This window comes from bacterium, assembly GCA_012517375.1.
Classification (GTDB): domain Bacteria; phylum Hydrothermota; class Tepidihabitantia; order B3-TA06; family B3-TA06; genus JAAYVC01.
Genome location: JAAYVC010000109.1, coordinates 1 through 22,773, shown reverse-complemented (window position 1 = coordinate 22,773; position 22,773 = coordinate 1). Strand labels below are relative to the sequence as shown.

Here is a 22,773-nt window from a genome sequence, read left to right as displayed (position 1 = left end):
CCCTCTCCTTTCCCTTGATGGGGGAGGCTGGGTGGAGGTGTACGCTCTAGATGAGCGTCTGTCGAACTTCGTTCGACCCTTGCGGAATGAAATTCAGCCATGTCTCCCCGGGAGGCTACTTCACCTTACCCCAATTCTCCTCCCGGAGAATACCCCTTCCCATCAAGGGAAGGGGTATTTGCAATCTTCAACACACAACTTTTTCCCTTTAACTCACCGGTGGGAAAGCCTCTTTTTTCGACCCCAAAATGTGGAAAACTTTACAATTCACGAATGCACGAACACATACGGAAAATTGAGAAAATCGTCAATTTAGATGCAAGTAAAAGCAATTGCGGGACTTAGGTTGATTTTTGAATTGAGTCCGAATTGGATTTAGGGGGCTTGACAAGTGGGGAAAAATGCATACAATGTGGTTATGAATGGTGATTCGTGGGGCAGAAATGCGATTTCGTGGACAGTTCAGGTATTCGGTAGACCATAAGGGCCGGGTAGCCATACCCGCCCAGTTCCGCCGGGCACTTGACGCCGCGAACCAGCGCACCCTGGTTCTCACTAAAGGCTATGACGGCGAGATAGAGGTTCATCCCCTGTCGGAGTGGGAGGGATATGAGGATGAGGTGCTTCTAGCTATCCCGAGACACAAGAAAGAAACCAGACGCTTCATGCGGCGCCGGGCAGCTGCTGCCGCAGAGGTGGAGCTCGACTCCCAGGGCCGCATCATGCTTCCCCGTCATTTAATCGAATACGCCTCTGTTGAGGCGGAAGTCGTGATCAGTGGAGCCATAAGTCATTTTGAGATATGGAATCCTGAGACGTTCGTCCGGTTCGACTCAGAATCCGAACAGAGTCAGGAGGAGGATTCCGAAAACCTTGAAAAGTACCTTTCTCAAGGGAGAAACCCATGAAAACTATACTTAAACGTACCGAAGGCGTGCCCTTCGTAAATCTTTCCGGCGAGGTCACTGAAGAAGACTTCGAGGAACTTGAGGCTCTTTTTACGGGTCTTTTGGCTGCAAATGAACTCAGCGTTGTTATGAACCTGGCCGGATGCGAACATATACAAACCAATCTCATTCCAGAACTTATTAATTTCAAGCGCCGATTCAACGAACGCGGCGGAGATATAAAGCTCATTAATGTTTCGGATTATGTCAACTCGCTCTTCAGTCTTTACGGATTTCATCCATTCGATATCTATCCTTCAAAGCAGGCCGCCCTTAAGAGTATCGCAAGAATGAGCGTCCTGAAGAGTATCGGTGGATGAATTTCACAAGACTGTCTTGCTTGAGGAGATAGTGACGGCGCTTTCGCCGACTCCAAAAGGAGTGTACGTGGACGCAACCCTGGGGGGAGGCGGACACGCAGAGGCGCTACTGCAGAAGGGAGCAGGAATGCTCATCGCACTGGACATGGATGGGGAAGCCCTCGCCCACGCAGGCCGTAAACTGGCGTGCTTTGCCGAGCGGCTTTCCCTCCACAATAAGAACTTCAAGTTTATGGACGAGGTTCTTAGTGCGGAGGGAATTAAGGAAGTGGATGGAGTCGTGTTCGATCTCGGACTCTCCTGGCATCAGGTCAGGAGCCCTGATCGCGGCTTCAGCTACCAGGGTGAAGGAAAACTCGACATGAGATTCGATACGCAGGCTTCCGGGCCTACCGCTCTGGATATTATAAGGAAAGAAAAGAGAGATGTCCTGGAAAAGATATTCAGGGATTACGGGGAGGAACCCTTCGCAAGAAGGATAGCGGATGAAGTATCCCGGAAAAGGCACAGTATCAAGACGGCTGCAGATCTTCGCGAGATGTTGAGGGAGGTGGTCGGCGAAAACAGACTCCGCAAAACAGCCATGAGGGTGTTTCAGGCTTTAAGGATAGCGGTAAATGACGAACTTTCAAACCTTGAAAAAGGATTGCATTCGGCTGTAGCGCATCTTGCGCCTCGCGGCAGGGTTGCCGTAATCGACTATCACTCCCTTGAGGCAAGAATCGTCAAAAAGATATACAAGGAAGCCCAGTCTCAAGGCACTTATAGAAAAGTTAATTCCAAACCGATAGTTGCATCTCGCGAGGAGCAGGCTCGCAATCCCGCTTCACGCAGTGCAAGATTAAGGATAATTGAAAAAATATGAAAAAGATATTATTCGTTCTGGTATTCGTAGTACTGATGCTAGGTTATGTATGGATGCGTTTTACCAACAACAATCTTGCCGAAAAGGTGACCGATCTTGAGCGTCGTTCAGGCATACTAGAAGAAAGGCTTGAGCGTGAGCAAATTGCTTTATCAAGGGAGCTTCTGGTCACCAATCTTGAGCCGCGCGCAAGAACGCTCGGACTTTACTACGCCTGGGAAGCCGATGGGCCGCGTTAAATTTACAGCAGGCGTGCTTTGCTTTCTTGCGCTAGGCGTTCTCGGATACGCCTTCTATATGCAGATAATTCTTGGACCAAAATTCGCTGAACGAGCAAGAGCGCAGCACGAGGAACACATAGAGCTTCTTCCGCAAAGGGGAAAGATATTCGACCGTAACGGCGTACCACTGGTTACAGACGAAAAGGCAGCTTCAGTGTATGCGCTTCCTCAATATGTCGCTGATATACCAAAGGCGGCAAAAATCCTTTCGAAATACGGCATAGGTTCTTCAACCATCATCGAAAGGAATCTAAGAACCCGTAAAAGCTTCTTCTGGCTTGCCCGAAAATGCGACTTCGAGAAATCATGCAAACTTAAGGCAGAGCTCGAAAGCGAAGGGTTACTGAATGCGATTAACATCGAGGAGGAAGCCCGGCGGATATATCCGTGGGGAGAAGCTACTGGAAGTATAGTAGGCTTTGTGGGAGGAGAGCATAAAGGACTTGCAGGTATTGAATTCGCGATGGACTCCGTCCTTGCCGGAGAACTGGGATGGGCCACGTATCAGCGGGACGCCCTCGGAAGAGAACACCCCACGACGGCATACCCTCTTAAGGAATCCGTGAACGGCGCGGACGTGACCTTGACAATCGACCTGGACATTCAAAGCATCGCCTACGAAGAACTTAAATCTGCATGCGATTCGTTCAAGGCAAGGCGCGGATACTGCGTGGTAATGGACCCCCGGAACGGAGAGATTCTTGCGATGGTTGATTATCCCGACTTCTCTGCGCAACGATTCGCAAGCTACCCCAAGGAACTCTGGAATGTAGGCGTTGTAACCGACGAATTTGAACCCGGTTCTGTTTATAAGCCCGTAGTAGCCGCAATATGTATTGAGGACGGCCTGGCGAAAAGAAGCGAGTATATACCTACGGGAGACGGCGTAATAGTTCAAGGCAGAAAAATCTCCGATATTCACGGAAGAGCGGGTTTTACCTTTGACGAGGTGTTTTTTCTATCGAGCAATATCGGTACTGCCAAACTGGCGCTCAGGTGCGGCACGACAAGATTTTACGAGGTCTCAAGGCTTTTGGGTGTCGGCATTCCTACAGGTATAGGTCTGCCTGGAGAAGCCAGCGGCAAACTCGATCCTGCATCCAAGATGACCGAGCTGCGTCTGACCAACAACGCATTCGGACAGGGTCTTTCCCTGACTACGCTGCAGCTTGCGGCTATATACTCTACATTCGCTTCAGGCGGCGTCTTTCACGCTCCGAGACTTATAAAGAAGATTGAACAAGATGAAAGGATTGTATTTCAAAGCAAGGATAACGTGCTTCGCAGGGTGTTCTCGAAAGAAACCACTGAGCAGATTGCAGAGATTCTCGAGAAAGTCGTTGATGAGGGAACGGGAACTTCCGCCAGGATAAAAGGGATTGAGATTTGCGGCAAGACAGGCACCGCGGAGAAATCGGTCCCGGGCGTGGGCTATTCTGCGACTTTGAGCACCGCTTCATTCGCAGGATTTCTTCCAAGAAAAGAACCCAAGCTTCTTGCGGTCGTAGTCATTGACGAACCCGCGCTGGGTCGCTTCGCAGGAGAGATTGCCGCTCCTTGTTTCAAGAATATTATGGAGCGCACCTTGAGACTCCCGAAATATCAGGACATACGGATAAAAGCTCTCGAAGACCAGCAATCGCTTGCGGCAAGCGAAGGAACTGCACAATGAAGCTAGGTGAGCTTCTCAAGCGCGTACGGTTCGAAAGTTATGAAGGCAGCCAGGAGCTTGATTTGAAGTCGGTGAGTTATGATTCAAGAACGGTTCAAGACGGAGCTTTGTACGTAGCAATCACAGGCCTTAGGACCGATGGCCGCCGTTTCGCTAAGGAAGCGTCGGCAAGCGGCGCGGCGGCCATCGCTTCTGAATCAATTGAAGACTTGCCGGATTTCAAAGCAAGAATTAAAATCAATGATGCCCGCAAGTTTCTGGCTGAGGCCTCGGCATGTTTTACAGGATATCCTGACCGGGAGATGACTATCATTGGGGTTACTGGAACCAACGGAAAAACTACAATAACGTATCTTCTGGAGAGTATATTAAGAGCCGGCTCCAGAAAAACAGGAGTCATCGGCACAACCGGTTTTTTTAACGGGGAGAGCTGGGAAAAGCTCTCGCATACTACTCCGGAAAGCGCTGATTTGTGGAATATACTAAAAGGGATGAAGGATAAAGGATGCGACACGGTTGCAATGGAGATTTCTTCGCATTCTCTTGAATTGGACAGGGTCTGGGGGCTTGATGTGGATATAGCCGTATTCACTAACCTTACCCAGGATCATCTTGACTTTCACAAAGACATGAACTCCTACAAGGCGGCCAAATTCAAGCTGTTTGACAATATCAAGAAAGAGGGTATTTCAATAGTCAACGCGGACGATCAAACAGGTCTTGAGCTTATTGAAAGACTCAATGGAAAAAGGGTAGTTTCCTACTCAACCTCCGGAAGAGGAGCCGATTTGTGGGTGGAACTCGAATACTCGACCATCAAAGGTTCGGCAGCCGTAATACATTATCGAGGTCTGGCTCTCCCCTGCTTCCTGGGGCTCCCGGGTGGCCACAACATAAGCAATCTTGCCGCTGCATCAGGAGCCGCCCTCACTCTGGGTATCGAACCAGAAACATTGAAGATAGGCGTTGAAGCTCTTAAATGCGTTCCGGGCAGGTTCGAGGAGGTTGAGAACGACAAGGGTTTTTTCATCTTTGTGGACTACGCCCACACACCGGATGCACTCGAGCGCCTAATAAAATCTGCCAGAGAGCTTGCTCCGCGCCGCGTTATCACCCTTTTCGGATGCGGCGGAGACAGGGATAAGGGAAAGCGTCCGATGATGGGCAGAATCGCTTCCGGCCTCTCCGATTACGTATTCGTCACGTCGGATAACCCGCGCACGGAGAATCCTGATGAAATTATCAGAGAGATTCTTGCGGGGGTTGACGGGAATAACAATACTGTCATCGTTGACCGCAGGGAAGCCATACACGCAGCGGTAAGATTTCTAGAAAAGGACGACGTGCTTCTCGTTGCAGGCAAAGGTCATGAAGATTATCAGATTCTCGGAACAGAAAAGATTCACTTCGACGACAAGGAAGTCGCGAAGGAGGCCGTTGATGCTCTCCCTTGAAGAGATAATCAAGGCAACTTCAGGCACCCCTCTGGGCCTTGAGGATTTGACCCTTAAGCCGACCGGCGTCTCGACAGACTCAAGGACCATGGCGCAGGGAGAGCTCTTTGTGGCACTCAAGGGTCCGTATTACGACGGCGGCGACTTTGTAGAGGACGCTTTCGCAAAAGGCGCCATAAGCTGTATTGTATCAAATCCTGTTGGTTTGCCGAGAACTATATCAGTCAAGGATACTCTGATAGCTCTCGGCGAGATTGCAAAGGCTTACAGATCAACCCTGGATATTCCGGTAATCGTGATTACCGGAACTAACGGCAAGACAACGGTAAAAAACATTCTGAAGGCTCTGCTCGACGTAAGATATAAGACCTTTGCGAACAAAGGTAACCGAAACAACCTAATAGGTCTTCCCTTGTCCATATTGGAGATTGACGAAGAAGTCGAAATTGCCATACTTGAGGCCGGTATCAGTGCAAGAGGCGAACTAACCAGGCTCTGCGATATTTCAAAACCTACTCATGGTTTAATAACAAATGTGGGACCAGGCCATCTGGAAGAACTTGGAACCCTTGAGGATGTATTGGAAGCAAAATGGGAGCTTGGCGAAGCTGTAACTCGAAACAAAGGCGTGCTGTTTTTAAACAGCGATTATCCGGAACTACTGAAAAGGGCTCAACAAGCAGGCATGGAGACCCGTACATTTGCTGTTCAGAACAATACTGAATTCACGCCTGTAGAAGTTAAGTATGGAATGGAAGGTACATCTTTCAAGTTCATGGGCGAAGCTTTCAGGCTTCCCCTTCTAGGAGCGGCAAATCTTGCAAACGCTGTCGCTGCACTCTCGGTTGCAGTTGGAGGCTTTGAGATAACCCTTGAAGAGGCGGCGACCGTACTTTCCGAAGTAAAACCTGAAAAATGGAGACTCGAAAGAAGAGACATAGGCGATATGCATCTCCTCATGGATTGCTACAATGCTAATCCTGTATCAATGAAGGAAGCGTTCGGGCTCTTGACGCTGTTCCCTGCGCCCCGAATCGCAGTCCTAGGCGCAATGCTCGAACTCGGCAAGGAATCATCCAAGTATCATGAAGAGATAATAGAAATGGCCCGGGATACTGCAGACCTAGTTATCATAACAGGACCGCACTCTGAGCTTTATCCTCCGCATGAAGGCGTTATGGTAATACCAGATAAAATTGAAGCGGCTGAAGAGCTAAGGAAGAGGCTGCTTCCAGGCGCTTCGGTTCTAGTAAAAGGCTCAAGAGCGTGCGCTCTTGAGGATATCGTTTCACTGATCTGGGGAACCGCATGATCTATCTTCTCTCAAAATGGCTCCTACCAGTGTTCTCTCAGGCGAATCTGTTTCGCTACATAACGTTCCGCGCTGCGCTCGCCGCAGGATTCGCCATACTCGTTATCGTTATTTTCGGAAGACCCGTTGTAAGAAGAATAAAAAGGCTCGGAATAGGCGAGGAGATATACGAAGAGCTTCCGGACACTCACCGCAAGAAGGCAGGCACTCCCACTATGGGCGGAATACTCATCGTAGCAGCAGTCATATTTTCACTGCTCTTGTTTGCCGACCTGACTAATCCGTATGTCGTGCTTTCTCTGATCATACTTGCTGGGATGTGCGTTCTGGGTTTTCTTGATGACTTCACCAAGCTTCGCAAGCATAAGAGGGGACTCAAAAAACGCTGGAAATTTCTCGGCCAATCCATACTCGCACTCGGAGTAAGTCTTTACCTTTACTTCTTCCCTGAAAGCGAGTCCCTCAGATGCTGCACAAACGTTCTCTTTTTCAAGAATTACGTTGTACAGATGGGAATCTTCTACATCTTATTCACTAGCTTCATAGTTGTAGGTGCGGGCAACGCAGTCAACTTCGCAGACGGCCTCGACGGTCTTGCGATAGGACTCATAGCTATCGCCGCTGCAGCGTTCGCCGCGCTCGCATATGTCGCGGGTAACGTCAAGATCGCCGAATATCTGAATGTTCTCTTTATACCCAAAGCCGGCGAGATGGCTGTTGTTTGCGCGGCAGTCGTGGGTGCAGGACTCGGGTTCTTGTGGTTCAACGCACACCCGGCTTCGATTTTCATGGGTGATACTGGCTCCCTTCCTCTGGGAGCTCTTCTTGGATTTATCGCGATAGTGGTTAAGCAGGAGATACTCCTTGCGATAATCGGAGGCGTTTTCGTGCTCGAGATGTTATCCGTAATACTCCAGATAATCTGGTTCAGGGCTAGCAAGGGACAGAAGAGACTTTTTAAGAAAGCGCCCCTGCACCACCATTTCGAGATGGTCGGGTGGGCGGAATCCAAAATTGTTGTACGCTTCTGGATATGGGGAATTCTTTTCGCTCTGGCAGGTCTTGCAACATTGAAGGTGAGATAATGGAAAGAATAGGAATCTTGGGTTTAGGCAGGGTCGGCCGAAGCATACTCGCATATCTTTTGGATAAAGGCGCAAAAGAGATTCTTCTCTACGATGAAAATCCTGAAGCGTTCCTGAACAGATACGTCGCAGGTACGCTTGGAGAAAAGAACGTTGTACGGCTTGAAACACCTGACTCGCTTGCCAGAGCCGGAATTATAATAAAAAGTCCGGGCATCTCGAACGAACTGGAATGGGTAAAGGCACTCGACAGGGAAGGGGTTCCAATGGTGGACGAGATAGAATTCGTGTGGAAGGAACTCGGCAGGCCGTTTACGATCGCCGTGACCGGAACAAACGGCAAATCCACGACAACCGCTTGGATTTCAGAAATTCTCAAGGCTGCAGGAAGAAAGGTCTTCTGCGGAGGGAATATAGCTCCCGGAAATCCCTTTTCAGAGGCTCTTTCCCTGTCAATACAGGAAGTATACGTTATCGAGATATCTACCTTCCAGCTTGAAAGATGCCCCGAATTCAGACCCGATGTCGGAGTTATCACAAATATAACGGCAGATCACCTGAACAGACACACCAACGAGGACTACGTCAACCTAAAGCTGTCGCTTTTTAAAAACGCAGCACAAAATGATTCTGCGATATTGAACCGCGACGATAACACCACGATGAACAATATCGAAAGCATCCGCTCCAGGAAAGTTCTCTTCTCGCTTCGTGACGACACCGCTGATGCCTATACGAAGAATGGCGGTTTGTATATAAAGGAAACAAAAGTCTCTGAAATAAAAGATATTCCTCTGCCGGGGATGCACAATGTCGCAAATGCGCTGGCAGCAATTGCCGCCGCTTCGCAAGCGGGCGTTGAACCCAAGCAGATGCAAAAGGGCCTCAAGCGTTTCAAAGGACTTCCGCATCGAATGGAATTCCTGGGCGAGTTGAAGGGAAGAAAGGTATACAACAATTCAATGTGCACTAACCCGGAGGCTTTTTATTATTCCGTAACAAGCTTTGAGGAATCTTCAGTGATAATAGCGGGCGGAACCGAGAAGAACCTGCCTCTGGATCCTTTCATAAAAGGTGTCAAGGAAAGGGCGAAATATTTGATACTCTTCGGAGAAAACTCCGAGAGGATTGCAGAAATTCTCTGCGCCGAATCGCAGTTCTCCTCCTACATCATAGTCGACTCTTTGAGGGCCGCACTCGATGCGGCCCTCAAGGCAAGTCTTGAAGGAGACATAATTCTTTTTGCTCCGGGGTTTGCGAGCTTCGGAAACTTTAAAAACTTTGAGGAACGCGGACATGCCTTTATTCAGGAATTCAGAGAGTACGAAAAACGAATCTAACTCGGGTTTCCTTGCTATAATAATCCTTCTCGTTGGATTCGGACTCGTTATGGTTTTCTCGTCAAGCCTGTTCCTCTCGATAAACGATCCATTGTACTTCCTCAAAAACCAGGCATTAAGGATTGCCATAGCCGCGGTATTCTTTATCTTAGGCTTGAAAGTACCCTACCGTTTCTGGGGCAAGATAAGCGGAATCCTTGTTGTTTTCTCGGCAGTGATACTCGTTGTCGTTCTGATAACGGGAAGAACTGCGGGAGGAGCCACTCGATGGTTGAGTGTTCTAACTTTTTCGATGCAGCCCTCTGAATTCGTGAAGATAGCCCTGCTCATCTATCTTGCGAATTTCTTCTCAAAGCGTGAAGACGCCGAACATAACTTCAAGCGCTATACCTTTCCCCCCATGCTTGTATCAGGATTACTTATAGGATTGATTGTTCTTCAGCCGAACGTCGGCACTGCGACCGTTCTTGCCTTACTCGTCGGGTTTGCGATGTTCATTGCCGGCGTAAAACTAAGATATCTCTTGGTCCTTTCCGTTGTCGTCGCGGGCGTATTTCTTCTGATTGTCAATGTCTTCCCTCATGCGCACGCTCGCGTAGCCGGATTCCTCGGAAACGGTAACTACCAGCTCGAGCAATCGCGCATAGCGATGGGGTCGGGAGGGCTTTTCGGCGTCGGTCTCGGAGGAGGCAGGCAGAAGTATCTCTTTCTTCCTCAGCCGCACACCGATTTTATCTTCGCGGTAATAGGCGAGGAGTTGGGATTTGTAGGCATTGCAGGCTTGACCGTACTTTTTGTTTTTTTCCTTATCAAGGGCCTGAGAATCGCACAAAAAAACGAGGATTCCTTTGGACGCTACCTTGGTTCCTCGCTAGTTGTCATGGTCTTTCTCTACTTTATCATCCATGCAGGAGTCAGCATGGGTCTACTCCCGACAACAGGACTCCCTTTACCATTCATCAGCTTCGGAGGATCTGCCCTTACATCCAATCTCCTGGGCATTGGAATCCTTTTAAATATAAGCCGTGGAAAGGAGCATTCCCATGCGGTTGATTCTCGCTTGCGGTGGAACCGGAGGCCATATGTTTCCGGCGCTGGCACTCGGACAGAAACTTACTGAAATGGGCAGCGATATAATGCTTATCACCGATGACAGGGGTGCAAGATTCATTACTTCCGGCGTGAACTACGAGACCGTTCCATCCATCGCTTTCTTCGGCAAATCGATAGTAAAGAAAGTTCTTTCGCTGGGTGCATACTTCAAGGGTGTAAGGATTTCAAAGAAAGTGATTGATTCGTTCAATGCAGATGCCGTTGTGGGATTCGGAGGCTACACGAGCTTCCCTGCAATACAGGCCGCACGAGCGAAAAAAATTCCCTACTTTTTAATCGAACAGAACTCGGTGCCCGGAAGGGTTACGCGTTTGACTCAAAAAAGAGCCCGACTTGTTTTCTTTGGAATACCGCCTGCCCCTCATATGGATAAGTGCAAAAACAAGGTCGTAATAACAGGAAACATATTAAGAAAAACGGTTGTGCTGGACAAGCGTAGCGAAGGTGAATCGATCCTCGTGCAGGGTGGCAGCCAGGGAGCAAGGTCTCTAAACAATCTCGCTTTCGAACTTGCGGCTAAGTTTCCGGGAGAGCGTTTCATCCTTATATCGGGCAAAAGAGATTTCGAAGAGATGACAGCAAGGGTCAGACCTTCGAATCTCGAAATAATAGATTTTGCAGAGCAACCCGAGAAACTTTACGCCAGAGCAAAAATAGCGATATCGAGATCAGGAGCAATGGCTCTATCTGAATTGATGGTCAACGGAATACCTTCCATATTCGTGCCTTTTCCATATTCGATTGATAAAGACCAGCTGTACAACGCCTCGTGGGCAAGAGATAACGATGCAGCATATATTGCAGAGGAAGGTGAGATCGATTGCGTCGAATATCTGCTCAAGGATTTGATTGAACGCAGGGATCTTAGAGAAAAGATGAGTGTCAATGCAAGAAGACTTGTTCCTACAAATGCTGCAGACATTATAGCAGAAAGGATAGAGCAATGTTTGGCCGCGTAAATCACATACACATGATTGGGATAGGCGGCATAGGAATGAGCGGAATAGCATATATCCTCCATAACCTCGGTTTCAAGGTGGCAGGCTCGGACATATCGCGTTCGGAAATAACTGAAGGTCTTGGGAAGACAGGAATCCGGGTCGATATAGGCCACAGGAAAACGAATCTAAAGGAAGCAGATGTCGTTGTTATCTCATCAGCAGTCAAGCCGACAAACCCCGAGATAAAAGCCGCAAGGGAGAGAGGGATTCCGATAATCGGAAGAGGAGAGATGCTTGGTGAATTGATGCGCATGAAGTATTCCACGGCTGTTGCCGGTACTCATGGCAAGACTACGACCTCCTCAATGATAAGTTTCATGCTCGAGCTAGGTGAGCTTGATCCCACATCAATTATCGGCGGCAAGGTTCTTGAGATGGGTTCTAACGCCAAAATGGGCAAGAGCCAGTATCTTGTTGCGGAAGCAGATGAGAGCGACCGTTCATTTCTGCATCTCTTCCCGAGCATAGCTGTGGTGACAAATATTGAGGCAGAACATCTCGACTATTACAAAAACCTTGATGACATAAAGAACTGCTTTAAGGAGTTCGTTGAGAAGATTCCTTTCTATGGGCTGGCCGTGCTGTGCGGAGACGACGAGGGAGTGAAATCGATTTATCCTGATTTGAAGGTAAGAAAAATATCTTACGGTCTTGGTAATGAGAACGAAATAAGACCCATGTGGAGACGAAGCGAGGGGTGGCGTTCTAGGTTTGTCATGAAATTCGACGAGAAACTTTTCGAGTTTGAGCTTAATCTGCCTGGAGAACACAACGTTCAGAACGCTATAGCGGCCATTGCAGTCGGCCGCGAGCTGGGAGTCTCTCCCATGGTCATGAAGGAAGCCCTTTCGAGATTCAGAGGCGTCAGGAGACGCATGGAAAAAGTGGATGAACTAGACGGCATTACTTTCATTGACGACTACGGTCATCATCCTACCGAGATTGCCGCAACAATAAAAGCCCTCAGAGGAGTCTTTCCGCAACAACCCCTGAAAGTGCTTTTCCAGCCTCATAGATACACGAGAACGAAACACCTTCATAAGCTGTTCGGTCCCGCTTTCACAGAGACCGATGAAGTCGTTCTTACTGACATTTATAAGGCAAGTGAGAGGCCGATTCCTGGAGTCTCATCCGAGCTTATTGAACAAAGCATCAAGAAAGCGGCACCCAAAGTCAGTGTTCAGGTTATGTCCGATAGAAAAAAAATAGTGGAATATTTTTCCCAAACCCTTAATCCAGGGGACGTTTTTCTGACCCTGGGCGCTGGTGATGTATGGAAGATTGGATCAGTAATTATAGAAAGAATGTCCTGCCGCACCTGAAGGGCGAGACAAAGTTCGGCGAAGAAATGGCCGGACGGACAACGTTCAGGATAGGCGGTCCTGCTCTTGTTTTTGTCGAAGCCCAGTGCGAGGAGGATTTGAGCTTAATCGCCGAATTCCTGGCAGAAAATAAAAGAATAGGATATCAGATACTGGGCGGCGGAAGCAATGTGCTCTATCCCGAGCGTTTCGAAGGAATCGTTATACATCCCGGAGAAGGCCTTGCTCAAATCTCTCAAAAAAAAGGGTTGATTATTGCGGGCTCGGGCGCGAGCTTGATGGAGGTTATAAAGAAGTCCGCTGAGTGGAATTATGGGGGGCTGGAATATTGTGCGGGAATCCCCGGTTCGGTGGGAGGCGCGGTAAAGGGCAATGCAGGCGCGTTTGGACACTCGATATCGGAGCGTGTTGCATCAATAAAGGGGTACGAAATGGCAGAACTGAAAAAGGTTGAGTTGAAAGCTGAGGAAATTTCATGGTCGTACAGGAAATCGAATCTGCCTGACACGCTGTTCCTGACGGAGATAGCCTTGAAATTGGAACCTACGAATGTAAGCGAGGCAATGGACGAAATAGCGAGAATTCTTGCCCAACGGATGGAGAAGCATCCATCCGAACCTTCTGCAGGCAGCGTATTCATAAACCCTGCCCCCCCAAGGGTAACCGCAGGAAGGTTGATAGAAGAACTTGGTTTCAAGGGCCGCAGGATAGGCGACGCTATGTGCTCACCCAGACACGCTAATTTCATCGTTAACGTCGGAAACGCCTCACAGGCGGACGTACTTGCGTTGATATCGGAGATTAAGAAGGAAGTAATGAAGAAATTCGGTATAGAGCTTAGGGAGGAGATAAGAATTGTGAAAGCAAAAAGCATGGAGGCTCTAAATGGCTAAAGGCGAAAGAATCGTGGGTCTTGATCTCGGTACTACCAAGGTCGCCGCGGTGATCGCCGAGCTGGATGACAACCTTGAGCCGCGTATAGTAGGAGTAGGACTTGCTCCGTCACGCGGTATGCGCAGAGGAACAGTAGTCAATCTTGAGCAGACGGTCGAATCTGTCAAACGCGCCGTAGGAGAAGCGGAGCGCATGGCCGGATGCAAGGTTGACTCTTGCTACGTCGGAATCGCAGGCAGCCATATTTCAAGCATGAACTGCCGAGGCGTTGTAGCTGTTGAAAAAGCCGGCGGCGAAATAACACCGAAGGATAAAGCCCGCGTTATTGAGCAGGCCAAAACAATCGGCCTGCCCATTGACCGTGAGATAATTCACGTAATTCCAATAGAATTTATTGTAGACGATCAGCCTGGAATTCGCGATCCCATAGGCATGTTCGGAAAAAGGCTAGAAGTTGAGGTGCATATCGTAACCGGCGCCGTTACTTCAGCCCAGAACATCTATCGCTCCATAGAAAGAACGGGCCTCAAGATAAAAGATCTTGTTCTGCAGCCTCTCGCATCGGCGACTGCCGTGCTTGAGGCCGATGAGAAGGAGCTTGGAGTGCTTCTCGTGGATATAGGCGGCGGAACGACCGATCTCGCGATATTCAAGGAAGGTTCGATACGCCATACCCAGGTTCTCGCCCTCGGCGGAGAGCACATAACCTCCGATATAGCCATAGGGCTGAGAACGCCTACAAAGGAAGCCGAAGAGATCAAGAGACGATACGGCTGCGCTCTCGCAAACTGGGTAGAAGAGGATCAATCCTTCACCGTCAAGGGCGTCGGCGGCAGGGATGAGAAACAGGTCTCAAGAAGAATACTTGCCTCGATTATAGAACCAAGAATTGAGGAGATACTCTCCCTTGCCAACCGTGAGATGCGCAAGACGGATTTCGCTGATCTTCTTGCAGCCGGCGTCGTAGTAACAGGCGGAACCGCTCATCTGGAAGGAATTGAAAAGATAGCGGAACAGATATTCGATCTTCCTGTCAAGGTCGGTAAACCCTGGGGTACGTCAGGGTTGACCGACATCATCGCCGATCCCATATTCTCGACGGCTGTCGGACTTGTCAGGTACGGAATAGATAAACAAAACCTTACCCTTCTTCCTCGTGGAACCGAAGAGCGCGTCTTCGGCAATATCCTGAAGAGGATGAGGGAATGGTTTAAAGACTTTTTTTGATTAAAGGAGGAACGCGATGTTTGAACCAGTTGATGAAAATCGCTATCAGGCGCAGATAGGTGTAATGGGGCTCGGCGGTGCAGGCGGCAACGCGGTCGACCACATGATTGAACGCGGAATGCCTGGCATGCGCTTTTTTGCATTGAACACAGACGTTCAGGCCCTTGAGCGAAGCAAGGCCGAGCACAAGATTCAGCTTGGTCCTAATCTTACTCGCGGTCTAGGCTCGGGCGGAAATCCGGATGTCGGAAGACAGGCTACAGAAGAGTCGCTAGAGCACATCAAGGAGATACTTCTCGATCTCGACATGCTCTTTATTGCAGCCGGAGAAGGAGGCGGTACAGGCACAGGAGCGGCTCCCTTAGTTGCAGAACTCGCCCACTCGCTTTCTATCCTGACGGTGGCGGTCGTGACAAGACCATTCGAGTTCGAGGGCCCCATACGCAAGCGCCAGGCAGAGGAAGGCATAAGCTTTCTGAAGCGCTACGTGGATACCCTGATAGTGATTCCGAACCAGAAGCTCCTCTCGGTAATTCCCCAGAATGTAAGTCTGCGCGACAGTTTCAAGATGGCCGATGACGTTCTCTTTAACGCCACCAGAGGAGTGACCGATCTCATTACGAGAACGGGCATGATAAACCTCGACTTCGCTGACGTACGTTCGATTATGTCTTACCGCGGTAGCGCCGTCATCGGTATCGGCTCATCCAGAGGCGAGAACAGAGCGGTGGACGCAGCCCAGAAGGCAATAAGCTCCCCATTGATTGAGGACTTCGAGATATCCGGAGCAAAAGGAATCCTATTGAACATCTCAGGCGGAGAAGACGTCTCACTCCACGAAGTAAACGAGGCCGCAAGAATCATTTACGGATACGCAAACCAGGATTCGAACATAATCTTCGGAGCCATACAGGACCCTGAATTCGCTGACGAATTGCGTGTAACGGTCATAGCCACTGGAATCGAGGAGATGCCTCCGAGAGTCGAAAAGGTTGAAGAGCTGCTCCATCCCTCTGCCGAAACGCTCAATAAGGTCCCGGCATACATGCGCCGCGGAAATGAAAAACGGATATCGAGAACATTCGAAAAGGTTGAACCGAAGCCTTTGTCGGATGAAGACCTGGATATCCCCGCTTTCTTGAGAAGACAGGTGGACTAAAGATCATGGAAGGTAATAAGAAATGACTAAGATAAATTTTAACATATTGCCAATACTGGTTCTTCTTGGCCTCTCATCGATACTTAAGGCTCAGCCTACCGAACGCGATTCCGTCAACGCAATTGTTTCGGATGCAAGAAGAACAGGCATCGTTGTGGCTTCTCAAAAGGTTATGCCTTCCGTTGTTTCTATTACCGTATTCCAGACTCAGACATACTCGTCGCCTTTTTCTGACCCGTTCTTCAGGGAGTTCTTCGGTCAGATGTTCCCTTACGATTACTCAAGAGAAATACAGAGTCTCGGTTCAGGCCTCATACTTTCCAAGGATGGAAACATCATCACCAATGCCCATGTCGTTAAGAATGCTGATAAGATAAAGGTCACGCTTGCCGATGGACGCAACTACGACGTGAAGGTAAAAGGAATCGACGAAGCCCTCGATCTTGCACTTCTTGAAATTACTAACCCGCCGAACGATTTATACCCTGCAGCGCTCGGGAATTCTGACGACATAATGATAGGAGAATGGACAATAGCTCTTGGAAACCCATTCGGATTCCTTATGGCTGACGCAAGACCGAGCGTTACAGTGGGAGTGGTTTCCGCCGTTGACCGAAGGGTTCAATCACAACAAGGAAAGCAGTTTAACTACACCGGTGTAATCCAGACCGATGCGGCAATAAACCCTGGTAACTCGGGCGGTCCCCTTGTAAACATCCTCGGCGAGGTAATAGGCATAAACACATTCATCTTCACGCAAAGCGGAGGCTCCGAAGGTCTCGGGTTTGCCATTCCTATAAATCAGGTCAAGAAGTTCATATACGAGCTCCAATCACACGCAACAAGAAGAAACGCCTGGCTCGGCATGGGAGTGCAAACCCTTACTTCAGAAATGGCAAGAGCCATGGGAATCTCAGGAACGACCGGCCTCATCATTACGAACGTTTTCCCCAACACCCCGGCAGCCACGGCCGGAATATCTGAGGCCTGGGTTGTAATCTCTGCAAACGGAATAAAGTATTCAAGCGAGGCAGACTGGCAGATGATGGAGATGGGACTCTTCGTAGGCGATACAGTAAGGCTATCAGGAATAACCGACGAAGGAAAATCCTTCACAAGAACCCTGAAGGCTTCCGAATACGAACCTCAAAAAGCGGAAATGATAGCGGACCTTGGGGCCGAAGTCATGGAGATTGACCCCGCAACGCGCTACCGCTTCAACATACAAAGCCAGGAAGGCGTTTATGTATCAAAGGTTGAAAAAGGCGGCTTTGCATCAAAGCTCGGCCTTTCCGAAGGCGATGTAATTCTTGCCTATGGTTCCTACAAGGTTTCAAACGTAAAAAATCTGAAGCAAGCCTTAAAAGCGGAACATGACCCAAAGTCTCTCGTTATTGAACGCGGCGGAGGACGGTACCGCTTGTACCGGGGCTTTTAATATGAAAACCAGACATTTTAACAACCGATCACTTCTAGGTTCCATGATAAAACGTTTCGGCAGGCGCTGCAATTTTGTGCAGAGACTTTTCATGTCCAAAATAGGAGTAAAATCGGCGGTATTCCTCAAACGACCTCCGAATGCACGCCTTTCAATAAACTACAGACAGTTGAGGTGGTCGAATGGTTGAGAGATATTCCACTCCGCAAATGAAGGATATATGGACGGACGAAAACCGGTTCCGCTACTGGCTGAAGGTCGAAAAGGCGGTCGCGCGCGCCGAGGAGAAACTCGGAATCATCCCTAATGGATTGAGCGAATGCCTGAAGGGATTAGAGGATGTTGACCACAAAAGAGTTTCAGAGATAGAACGCGAAACAGAGCACGAAGTAACCGCCTTTCTGCAAACGGTATGGGAAGCCGCTCCATGTTCAAAGGAATTCCTTCACTACGGGCTGACTTCCTACGATGTTGTGGACAACGCAACATCGCTCAGGATTATTGAATCGCTGGACCTGGTTGAAGCGGAGATTAAAGAGCTTTGCGAACTTTTGAAAGAACTTGCCTTAAAACACAAAAACACGCCTGTACTTGGCCGCACTCACGGCCGCGGAGCAGAACCAATAACATTCGGAGCAAGAGTTCTTTCGTGGTATGCCGAGGGCTTAAGGGTTGCAGCGGATATAAAGCGCGCCAGGCATATTTCTGCAAGAGGTCGCATATCGGGAACCGTTGGAACATTCACCGTTCTTCCTCCTGGGGTCGAGGAGGAGGCTTTGAAGGACTTAGGCCTCGAGCCTGAGCCTGTTGCAACGCAGGTGATTCCGAGAGACAGGCACGCGGTGCTCGTTTTTACGCTCGCATTAGTAGGAACGTGGCTCGAACGTATGGCCTTGAATATCCGCATATCCCAGCTTGAGGGTCTTGACGAACTCTTTGAACCCTTCAAGGAGCGCCAGACAGGCTCTTCTGCAATGCCCCAGAAACGCAACCCTGTACTGTGCGAACGCGTTTGCGGACTCTCTAGGATACTGAAGGCCAACGTACAGGTGGCTTTGGAAAATGTGGCGCTCTGGTTCGAGCGGGATATATCTCATTCATCCGCCGAACGCGTGATGCTTCCAGATTCATTCAATCTCGCTCATTATCTTCTCTTAAAGATGAAGGCGATAATTTCCGGATTAAGGGTTGAGCCTGAAAACATGAAAAGAATACTTGAGGGAACCGGAGGAACATTCTATTCGCAAAGACTGCTTTTAGCGTTGATTCGAAAGGGCATGACGCGCGAGGATGCATACAGACTGGTTCAAACCATAGCGTTCAAGGTGAAGGAAAGCGGATTGCCTTTTGAGAAGATAGCTAAGGATGAGGAAAAGGTTACGGAAAAACTTAGTAAAAAAGAACTCGAAGAGATATTCTCACTCGAACTCTATCTTGAAAAAATAGACATGCTCTACAAACGTATGAATTTATAGTTACCCACATCACCAACGCAACCAAAGCTCGAATCCCGGTATGGATCAGATTCCAGCCGGGATTTGGGCTAAATATAAGATCCCCATGGAAACACTTTGTGTTTCCATGGGGACCCTTGTATGCTCCTTTTCGCTCAAAACGAAAAGATCGCAAAGACAGAACTTCATAAGAAACTTTAGCCTCCTGTTTCTTCCAATAACATAACTCCTTAAACTAAATCAACTAAAAAGGAACACCCCGCGAAAATGCGAAGTATTTTCGCGGGGTATAATGGGCAGGGAAGGATTCGAACCTCCGAAGGCATACAGCCAGCAGATTTACAGTCTGCCCCCTTTGGCCACTTGGGTACCTACCCGGTTTTCAAAATCAATACCAAGCCGGAGAAGGGAATCGAACCCCCGACCTGCTGTTTACAAAACAGCTGCTCTAACCGACTGAGCTACTCCGGCCTATGTTGTTTGAGAAGGGATTTTACTCCCTTTGAGGGGTATGTCAATATAAATGCTATCCATGGACGGCACTTGAATTTGATTGATACTCGAAAGTTCCTTGACCTTGACTTTAAAATGTGTAAGCTAAGCCGGCATGTAGCTCATAACCCAAAAATATAAGAGTTGATGCGCCAATAGAGATGTGCAAGTTTGATAATGGATGCAACGTGATAAATGCCATGCCTGGATAGTAGAACAGGCTTTTCAGTCCGAAGGTCGCTACTTCACGGTTTAGCTTGCTCGAGTTTATTCCGGCAAGAAATATCAGGGAGAGTACGGAGGGAAACTCGGCGGATAACTGTAGGGCAAGGGAAGGGTTTTCAAGAAACTCAACTTGTGCACCTACACCACCGTTAGGCCATATGCCAATATCTGGATTCTTGCTTAAGGTAAAACCCAAAGAATTAGTCCCTATAAGTCCTCCAGCATACCCAAAAAGGGCAAGAGAAGTATCAATGTTGATAGTTTTCCGGAAGGAGAGTTCAACATTAGCTCCATAACCCTCTGACCAATACGAATCTTCGAATCCGTAGCCGTACATTGCCGGCGCGACACTCAAAAGTAACGAACCCTTACCTGGGGTAACCTCTGCTGTTTCGTAGTACTGGGGCATGAATGCCATAAGTTGACTCGCAAAAGCAAAAAGAGATAGCGCTAAGATTATTCTTTTCATCTTATCCTCCTTTTATTATTTAAGTTTATAGCCAAAGCCTATTGAGGCAATCGGTAACGACTCAGTTAAAATCGAGACGGCGTTGACGCCCGCAAATATTGACAGCCTGGGCAAGGGACGAACCGTCACAAAGAAATCAGGAACTAAAACTTCGGCAGTATACAAAAACCAGATACGACATCCAAGAGTCAACCACTCAGGATAACCAAAACCCACAAGAGGCATAATAGAAAAATTTGAACCCGCCTCAATACGCAAGGCAGGCGTTACTTGTTTGAAAGGGTATGAGCCCTGAACTGCCAGTGCGCCTTCAATCAATGGAAAAGGACCTGAGTATGAAGTCGGCGGCTCCTCGCCGCCGGGAATTGAAAAACCTCCTCCTCCCCCAACTCGGCCGCCTGCTTTAAAGTATTTGTTGAATCCGTAACCTATTTCGCAATCCCCGCGCAGGCCTATGCAGTAATTCCAGTCGTAAGCAGGCGAAGAAAAACTCGTTAAAGCCAAACCTGCATTCAAATCCCAGCCCGGCTCTATCCTTGAAGCGCCGTAAAAGGGGGAAACGCAGCCTGTTGTCATCAATGTAGAGATGACTGCGATTGATCCAAGGATTATCCCTCTCTTCTTCATACTTCCTCCTCTACTCACTGGAAAATTCAAACGTATACGTGTATCCTATTCCCAAACACACCTCCGGCGCATCATCATTGTCAGGAAGCGAGACGCCCGCGAAAAGATGTGCGCCTTTGAAAGGGTGAATGTTTATAAAAGCCGACGCAGGGATTATCAAGTAGGAGGTTGAAATGCCCGGGGTAACTATCTCCCATCGCTTGGGAATCGAAAAGCCTATCATGGGAGTGATAGAACCTATTCGCGGAAACTCGGCCTCTATCCTTATTCCCATGTTGAAGACCTCCCAGGGGGTCGAGAACTTGACGCCCGCGCCTGCAAAAGGGTACGCCTGACCATCGCTCGTGTCCGCAGAAATCAAGAAACCTGCATGTCCCACAACGCTGAACCAGTTCACTGGAGCGAATCCTACGCAGAAATCGGGCCGTACGCCCTTCGCCGTAAAATCCGGCGTTCCGCTCGTATAGTTCATGTCGTGGTAGGCAACCCCTCCTCCTACCGTGAGACCGGTATAAGTGCGTGCTGTATCGTAAACGGGCGAAAAACAACCCGTTAAACATACGGATAAAAAAGCTGTCACTAAGAAGCCCATAATTTTCCTCAGGAAACCTCTCTTCTTTTTCATCATATCCTCCTTATAATTATTACGTAAAGGATAGACCTCTTTGACTGTTTGTCAAGCTCTCATGATCGAGGTCTTGATCTCCTCTTTTGACGCTTCCATGCGTACGAACTGCTTGCCCTCCATGCTGAGTCGTTCCGTTATCGTGAATCCTATCTTCTCGAACGAGCCAATGCCCCGCTTGTTTGCCTGGGTGGTGAAGAGGTAGAATAGCTCCAGCCCGAACCTTGAAGATGCGTCTCGAAGAAACAGTCTTCCCGCCTCTGTGCCGTATCCTTTGCCCCAGTAATCGGGATCGAATATGCAGATGCCGAACTCTGCGCGCTTGTTCGCCCTGTCGATATCGAAAAGGTTCACCTCGCCGACGAGCCTGGAGGCGAACGAATGTACCCACAGCCGCCATTCTTTTGGAGATTCCTCCTGCTTTGCGAACGAAAGACGCACCTCCTCATATGTGGGGTTCTTTGGCCACACGTCCGCCCAGGCAAGAACGTCGGGTCGCAGCCTGCGTGCGTAGTATTCACGCAAGAGGGTCTGATTGCGCGGCTTGAGCACAACGAGCTTTCCTGAAATGGGCTTGAAATCGACTCCGGGCTTCACAAGTCAATTTTCCGCAAGATAAGGCGTTCGTCAAGCCTTGTACCACATACACCCCAAAACTGTACTGAGATTTTTTTGCCCAAACCTTGACATTTGCGTTTTTTTTTTTACAATCAAGGGGTAAGAAAGAGCAATAAAGCTCTTCTTTCTAACCATAGGAGAATGCATTGAAACTCAAGCGCTTCGCAATAGCGGCGCTTCTGGCGCTTGCTTTATGTCCAGCGGCTTTCGCCGACACAGACTGGTCAGGCTACGGAACGGGCGATTGGGGAGGTCTGCATCCCTTCTACATCTGGCAGGGAACCCTTCACACTGACGAATCGCCAGTGCGCTTTGGCGGCTACTGGGGTACAAGCTTATACAACTGGATACGCGGAAATGTTGACCAGTATGATTCCGAGACAGGCACGTACTATGTTGGATACGCCAGCGCAGGCGGCTACGGACATTGGGCACTTGCTAACGACACGATAGGTCACTGGAAGGGCTGGTATCACCCCTCAAGCCCTGACACGGCATGGGGTCAATGGGGAATAGGCGAGAGTGCGACCAACGGCGGCACATGGTGGGGCGACCTCGCAGGAGACTGATGATTATAAACAGAGGACGGCGTTCAACGCCGTCCTCTTGACATGAAACGAATCAAGCTTAATCTTTGATGTTGAAATAAGGAGGAGACAATGCCGAAACGGGTTCTTATATTCCTCTTCTCAGGTTTGCTTTTTTATCTGCAGGCAGGTTGGATAAAGACATATTGTCCTCATGACGCATCTTTTGGCGATTTCGTAGAGAACACGCCCGATGGAGGCTATATTGCTGCCGGTTGGGATTATCAAGCGGCAGGCTATATCCAG

23 protein-coding genes and 2 tRNA genes are annotated in these 22,773 nt (G+C 48.9%); 19 read left to right on the top strand and 6 right to left on the bottom strand.

Annotated elements, in window-relative coordinates:
* The first annotated feature begins 422 nt into the window (after window positions 1-422).
* From mraZ to purB, 17 genes are all read left to right on the top strand, one after another.
* On the top strand, window positions 423-908 hold the full coding sequence (gene mraZ, locus GX441_11825) for a division/cell wall cluster transcriptional repressor MraZ (GenBank protein ID NLI99328.1): 486 nt from the start codon (window positions 423-425) through the stop codon (window positions 906-908).
* Complete coding sequence (locus GX441_11820; protein NLI99327.1) at window positions 905-1,267, top strand: STAS domain-containing protein; 363 nt, start codon at window positions 905-907, stop codon at window positions 1,265-1,267. The genes mraZ and GX441_11820 overlap by 4 nt, the downstream gene beginning before the upstream one ends.
* Window positions 1,260-2,132, top strand: a complete 873-nt coding sequence (rsmH, locus tag GX441_11815) for a 16S rRNA (cytosine(1402)-N(4))-methyltransferase RsmH (GenBank protein NLI99326.1) — start codon at window positions 1,260-1,262, stop codon at window positions 2,130-2,132. The genes GX441_11820 and rsmH overlap by 8 nt, the downstream gene beginning before the upstream one ends.
* A complete protein-coding gene (locus tag GX441_11810) occupies window positions 2,129-2,371 on the top strand; it encodes a hypothetical protein (protein ID NLI99325.1) in 243 nt (80 codons plus the stop codon). The genes rsmH and GX441_11810 overlap by 4 nt, the downstream gene beginning before the upstream one ends.
* Window positions 2,358-4,085 carry a penicillin-binding protein 2 gene (locus tag GX441_11805; protein NLI99324.1) on the top strand — a complete coding sequence of 576 codons (1,728 nt, stop codon included), beginning with the start codon at window positions 2,358-2,360 and terminating at the stop codon, window positions 4,083-4,085. The genes GX441_11810 and GX441_11805 overlap by 14 nt, the downstream gene beginning before the upstream one ends.
* Complete coding sequence (locus GX441_11800; protein NLI99323.1) at window positions 4,082-5,539, top strand: UDP-N-acetylmuramoyl-L-alanyl-D-glutamate--2,6-diaminopimelate ligase; 1,458 nt, start codon at window positions 4,082-4,084, stop codon at window positions 5,537-5,539. Before GX441_11805 ends, GX441_11800 begins: the two co-directional genes overlap by 4 nt.
* A complete protein-coding gene (murF, locus tag GX441_11795) occupies window positions 5,526-6,851 on the top strand; it encodes a UDP-N-acetylmuramoyl-tripeptide--D-alanyl-D-alanine ligase (protein NLI99322.1) in 1,326 nt (441 codons plus the stop codon). Before GX441_11800 ends, murF begins: the two co-directional genes overlap by 14 nt.
* Complete coding sequence (locus GX441_11790; protein ID NLI99321.1) at window positions 6,848-7,936, top strand: phospho-N-acetylmuramoyl-pentapeptide-transferase; 1,089 nt, start codon at window positions 6,848-6,850, stop codon at window positions 7,934-7,936. The genes murF and GX441_11790 overlap by 4 nt, the downstream gene beginning before the upstream one ends.
* Complete coding sequence (gene murD, locus GX441_11785; GenBank protein ID NLI99320.1) at window positions 7,936-9,276, top strand: UDP-N-acetylmuramoyl-L-alanine--D-glutamate ligase; 1,341 nt, start codon at window positions 7,936-7,938, stop codon at window positions 9,274-9,276. Before GX441_11790 ends, murD begins: the two co-directional genes overlap by 1 nt.
* The gene (locus tag GX441_11780; protein NLI99319.1) at window positions 9,233-10,396 is read left to right on the top strand and encodes a cell division protein FtsW; all 1,164 of its coding nucleotides are present in this window, start codon (window positions 9,233-9,235) and stop codon (window positions 10,394-10,396) included. Before murD ends, GX441_11780 begins: the two co-directional genes overlap by 44 nt.
* Window positions 10,359-11,348, top strand: coding sequence for a hypothetical protein (locus GX441_11775; protein NLI99318.1), 990 nt, complete (start codon window positions 10,359-10,361; stop codon window positions 11,346-11,348). Before GX441_11780 ends, GX441_11775 begins: the two co-directional genes overlap by 38 nt.
* Entirely contained in the window at window positions 11,333-12,712 is a 1,380-nt protein-coding gene (locus GX441_11770) for a UDP-N-acetylmuramate--L-alanine ligase (protein NLI99317.1), read from the top strand. The genes GX441_11775 and GX441_11770 overlap by 16 nt, the downstream gene beginning before the upstream one ends.
* Window positions 12,664-13,605, top strand: a complete 942-nt coding sequence (gene murB / locus GX441_11765) for a UDP-N-acetylmuramate dehydrogenase (GenBank protein ID NLI99316.1) — start codon at window positions 12,664-12,666, stop codon at window positions 13,603-13,605. Before GX441_11770 ends, murB begins: the two co-directional genes overlap by 49 nt.
* Window positions 13,598-14,833, top strand: a complete 1,236-nt coding sequence (ftsA, locus tag GX441_11760) for a cell division protein FtsA (GenBank protein ID NLI99315.1) — start codon at window positions 13,598-13,600, stop codon at window positions 14,831-14,833. The genes murB and ftsA overlap by 8 nt, the downstream gene beginning before the upstream one ends.
* Window positions 14,834-14,849: 16 nt before the next feature.
* Window positions 14,850-15,992 carry a cell division protein FtsZ gene (gene ftsZ / locus GX441_11755; GenBank protein ID NLI99314.1) on the top strand — a complete coding sequence of 381 codons (1,143 nt, stop codon included), beginning with the start codon at window positions 14,850-14,852 and terminating at the stop codon, window positions 15,990-15,992.
* A gap of 22 nt (window positions 15,993-16,014) precedes the next feature.
* Window positions 16,015-17,430 carry a trypsin-like serine protease gene (locus tag GX441_11750; GenBank protein NLI99313.1) on the top strand — a complete coding sequence of 472 codons (1,416 nt, stop codon included), beginning with the start codon at window positions 16,015-16,017 and terminating at the stop codon, window positions 17,428-17,430.
* A gap of 182 nt (window positions 17,431-17,612) precedes the next feature.
* Entirely contained in the window at window positions 17,613-18,905 is a 1,293-nt protein-coding gene (purB, locus tag GX441_11745; protein NLI99312.1) for an adenylosuccinate lyase, read from the top strand.
* Window positions 18,906-19,177: 272 nt separating this feature from the next.
* Here purB and GX441_11740 read toward each other — a convergent pair.
* The 6 genes from GX441_11740 to GX441_11715 all read right to left on the bottom strand — a co-directional run bounded on the left by GX441_11740 (window position 19,178) and on the right by GX441_11715 (window position 21,919).
* Window positions 19,178-19,261 (bottom strand) — tRNA-Tyr (locus GX441_11740).
* A gap of 20 nt (window positions 19,262-19,281) precedes the next feature.
* Window positions 19,282-19,355: transfer RNA gene (locus tag GX441_11735), tRNA-Thr, on the bottom strand.
* Between the two features lie 112 nt (window positions 19,356-19,467).
* Window positions 19,468-20,070, bottom strand: coding sequence for a hypothetical protein (locus GX441_11730; protein ID NLI99311.1), 603 nt, complete (start codon window positions 20,068-20,070; stop codon window positions 19,468-19,470).
* A gap of 15 nt (window positions 20,071-20,085) precedes the next feature.
* On the bottom strand, window positions 20,086-20,697 hold the full coding sequence (locus GX441_11725; GenBank protein NLI99310.1) for a hypothetical protein: 612 nt from the start codon (window positions 20,695-20,697) through the stop codon (window positions 20,086-20,088).
* A 10-nt stretch (window positions 20,698-20,707) separates the two neighbouring features.
* Entirely contained in the window at window positions 20,708-21,325 is a 618-nt protein-coding gene (locus GX441_11720; protein NLI99309.1) for a hypothetical protein, read from the bottom strand.
* 48 nt (window positions 21,326-21,373) lie between these two features.
* Window positions 21,374-21,919, bottom strand: a complete 546-nt coding sequence (locus tag GX441_11715; protein ID NLI99308.1) for a GNAT family N-acetyltransferase — start codon at window positions 21,917-21,919, stop codon at window positions 21,374-21,376.
* Window positions 21,920-22,086: 167 nt separating this feature from the next.
* Here GX441_11715 and GX441_11710 point away from each other — a divergent pair, with 167 nt between their 5' ends.
* Window positions 22,087-22,509 carry a hypothetical protein gene (locus GX441_11710; GenBank protein ID NLI99307.1) on the top strand — a complete coding sequence of 141 codons (423 nt, stop codon included), beginning with the start codon at window positions 22,087-22,089 and terminating at the stop codon, window positions 22,507-22,509.
* Window positions 22,510-22,599: 90 nt separating this feature from the next.
* On the top strand, window positions 22,600-22,773 hold a 174-nt coding region (locus GX441_11705; GenBank protein ID NLI99306.1), incomplete at its 3' end, for a hypothetical protein.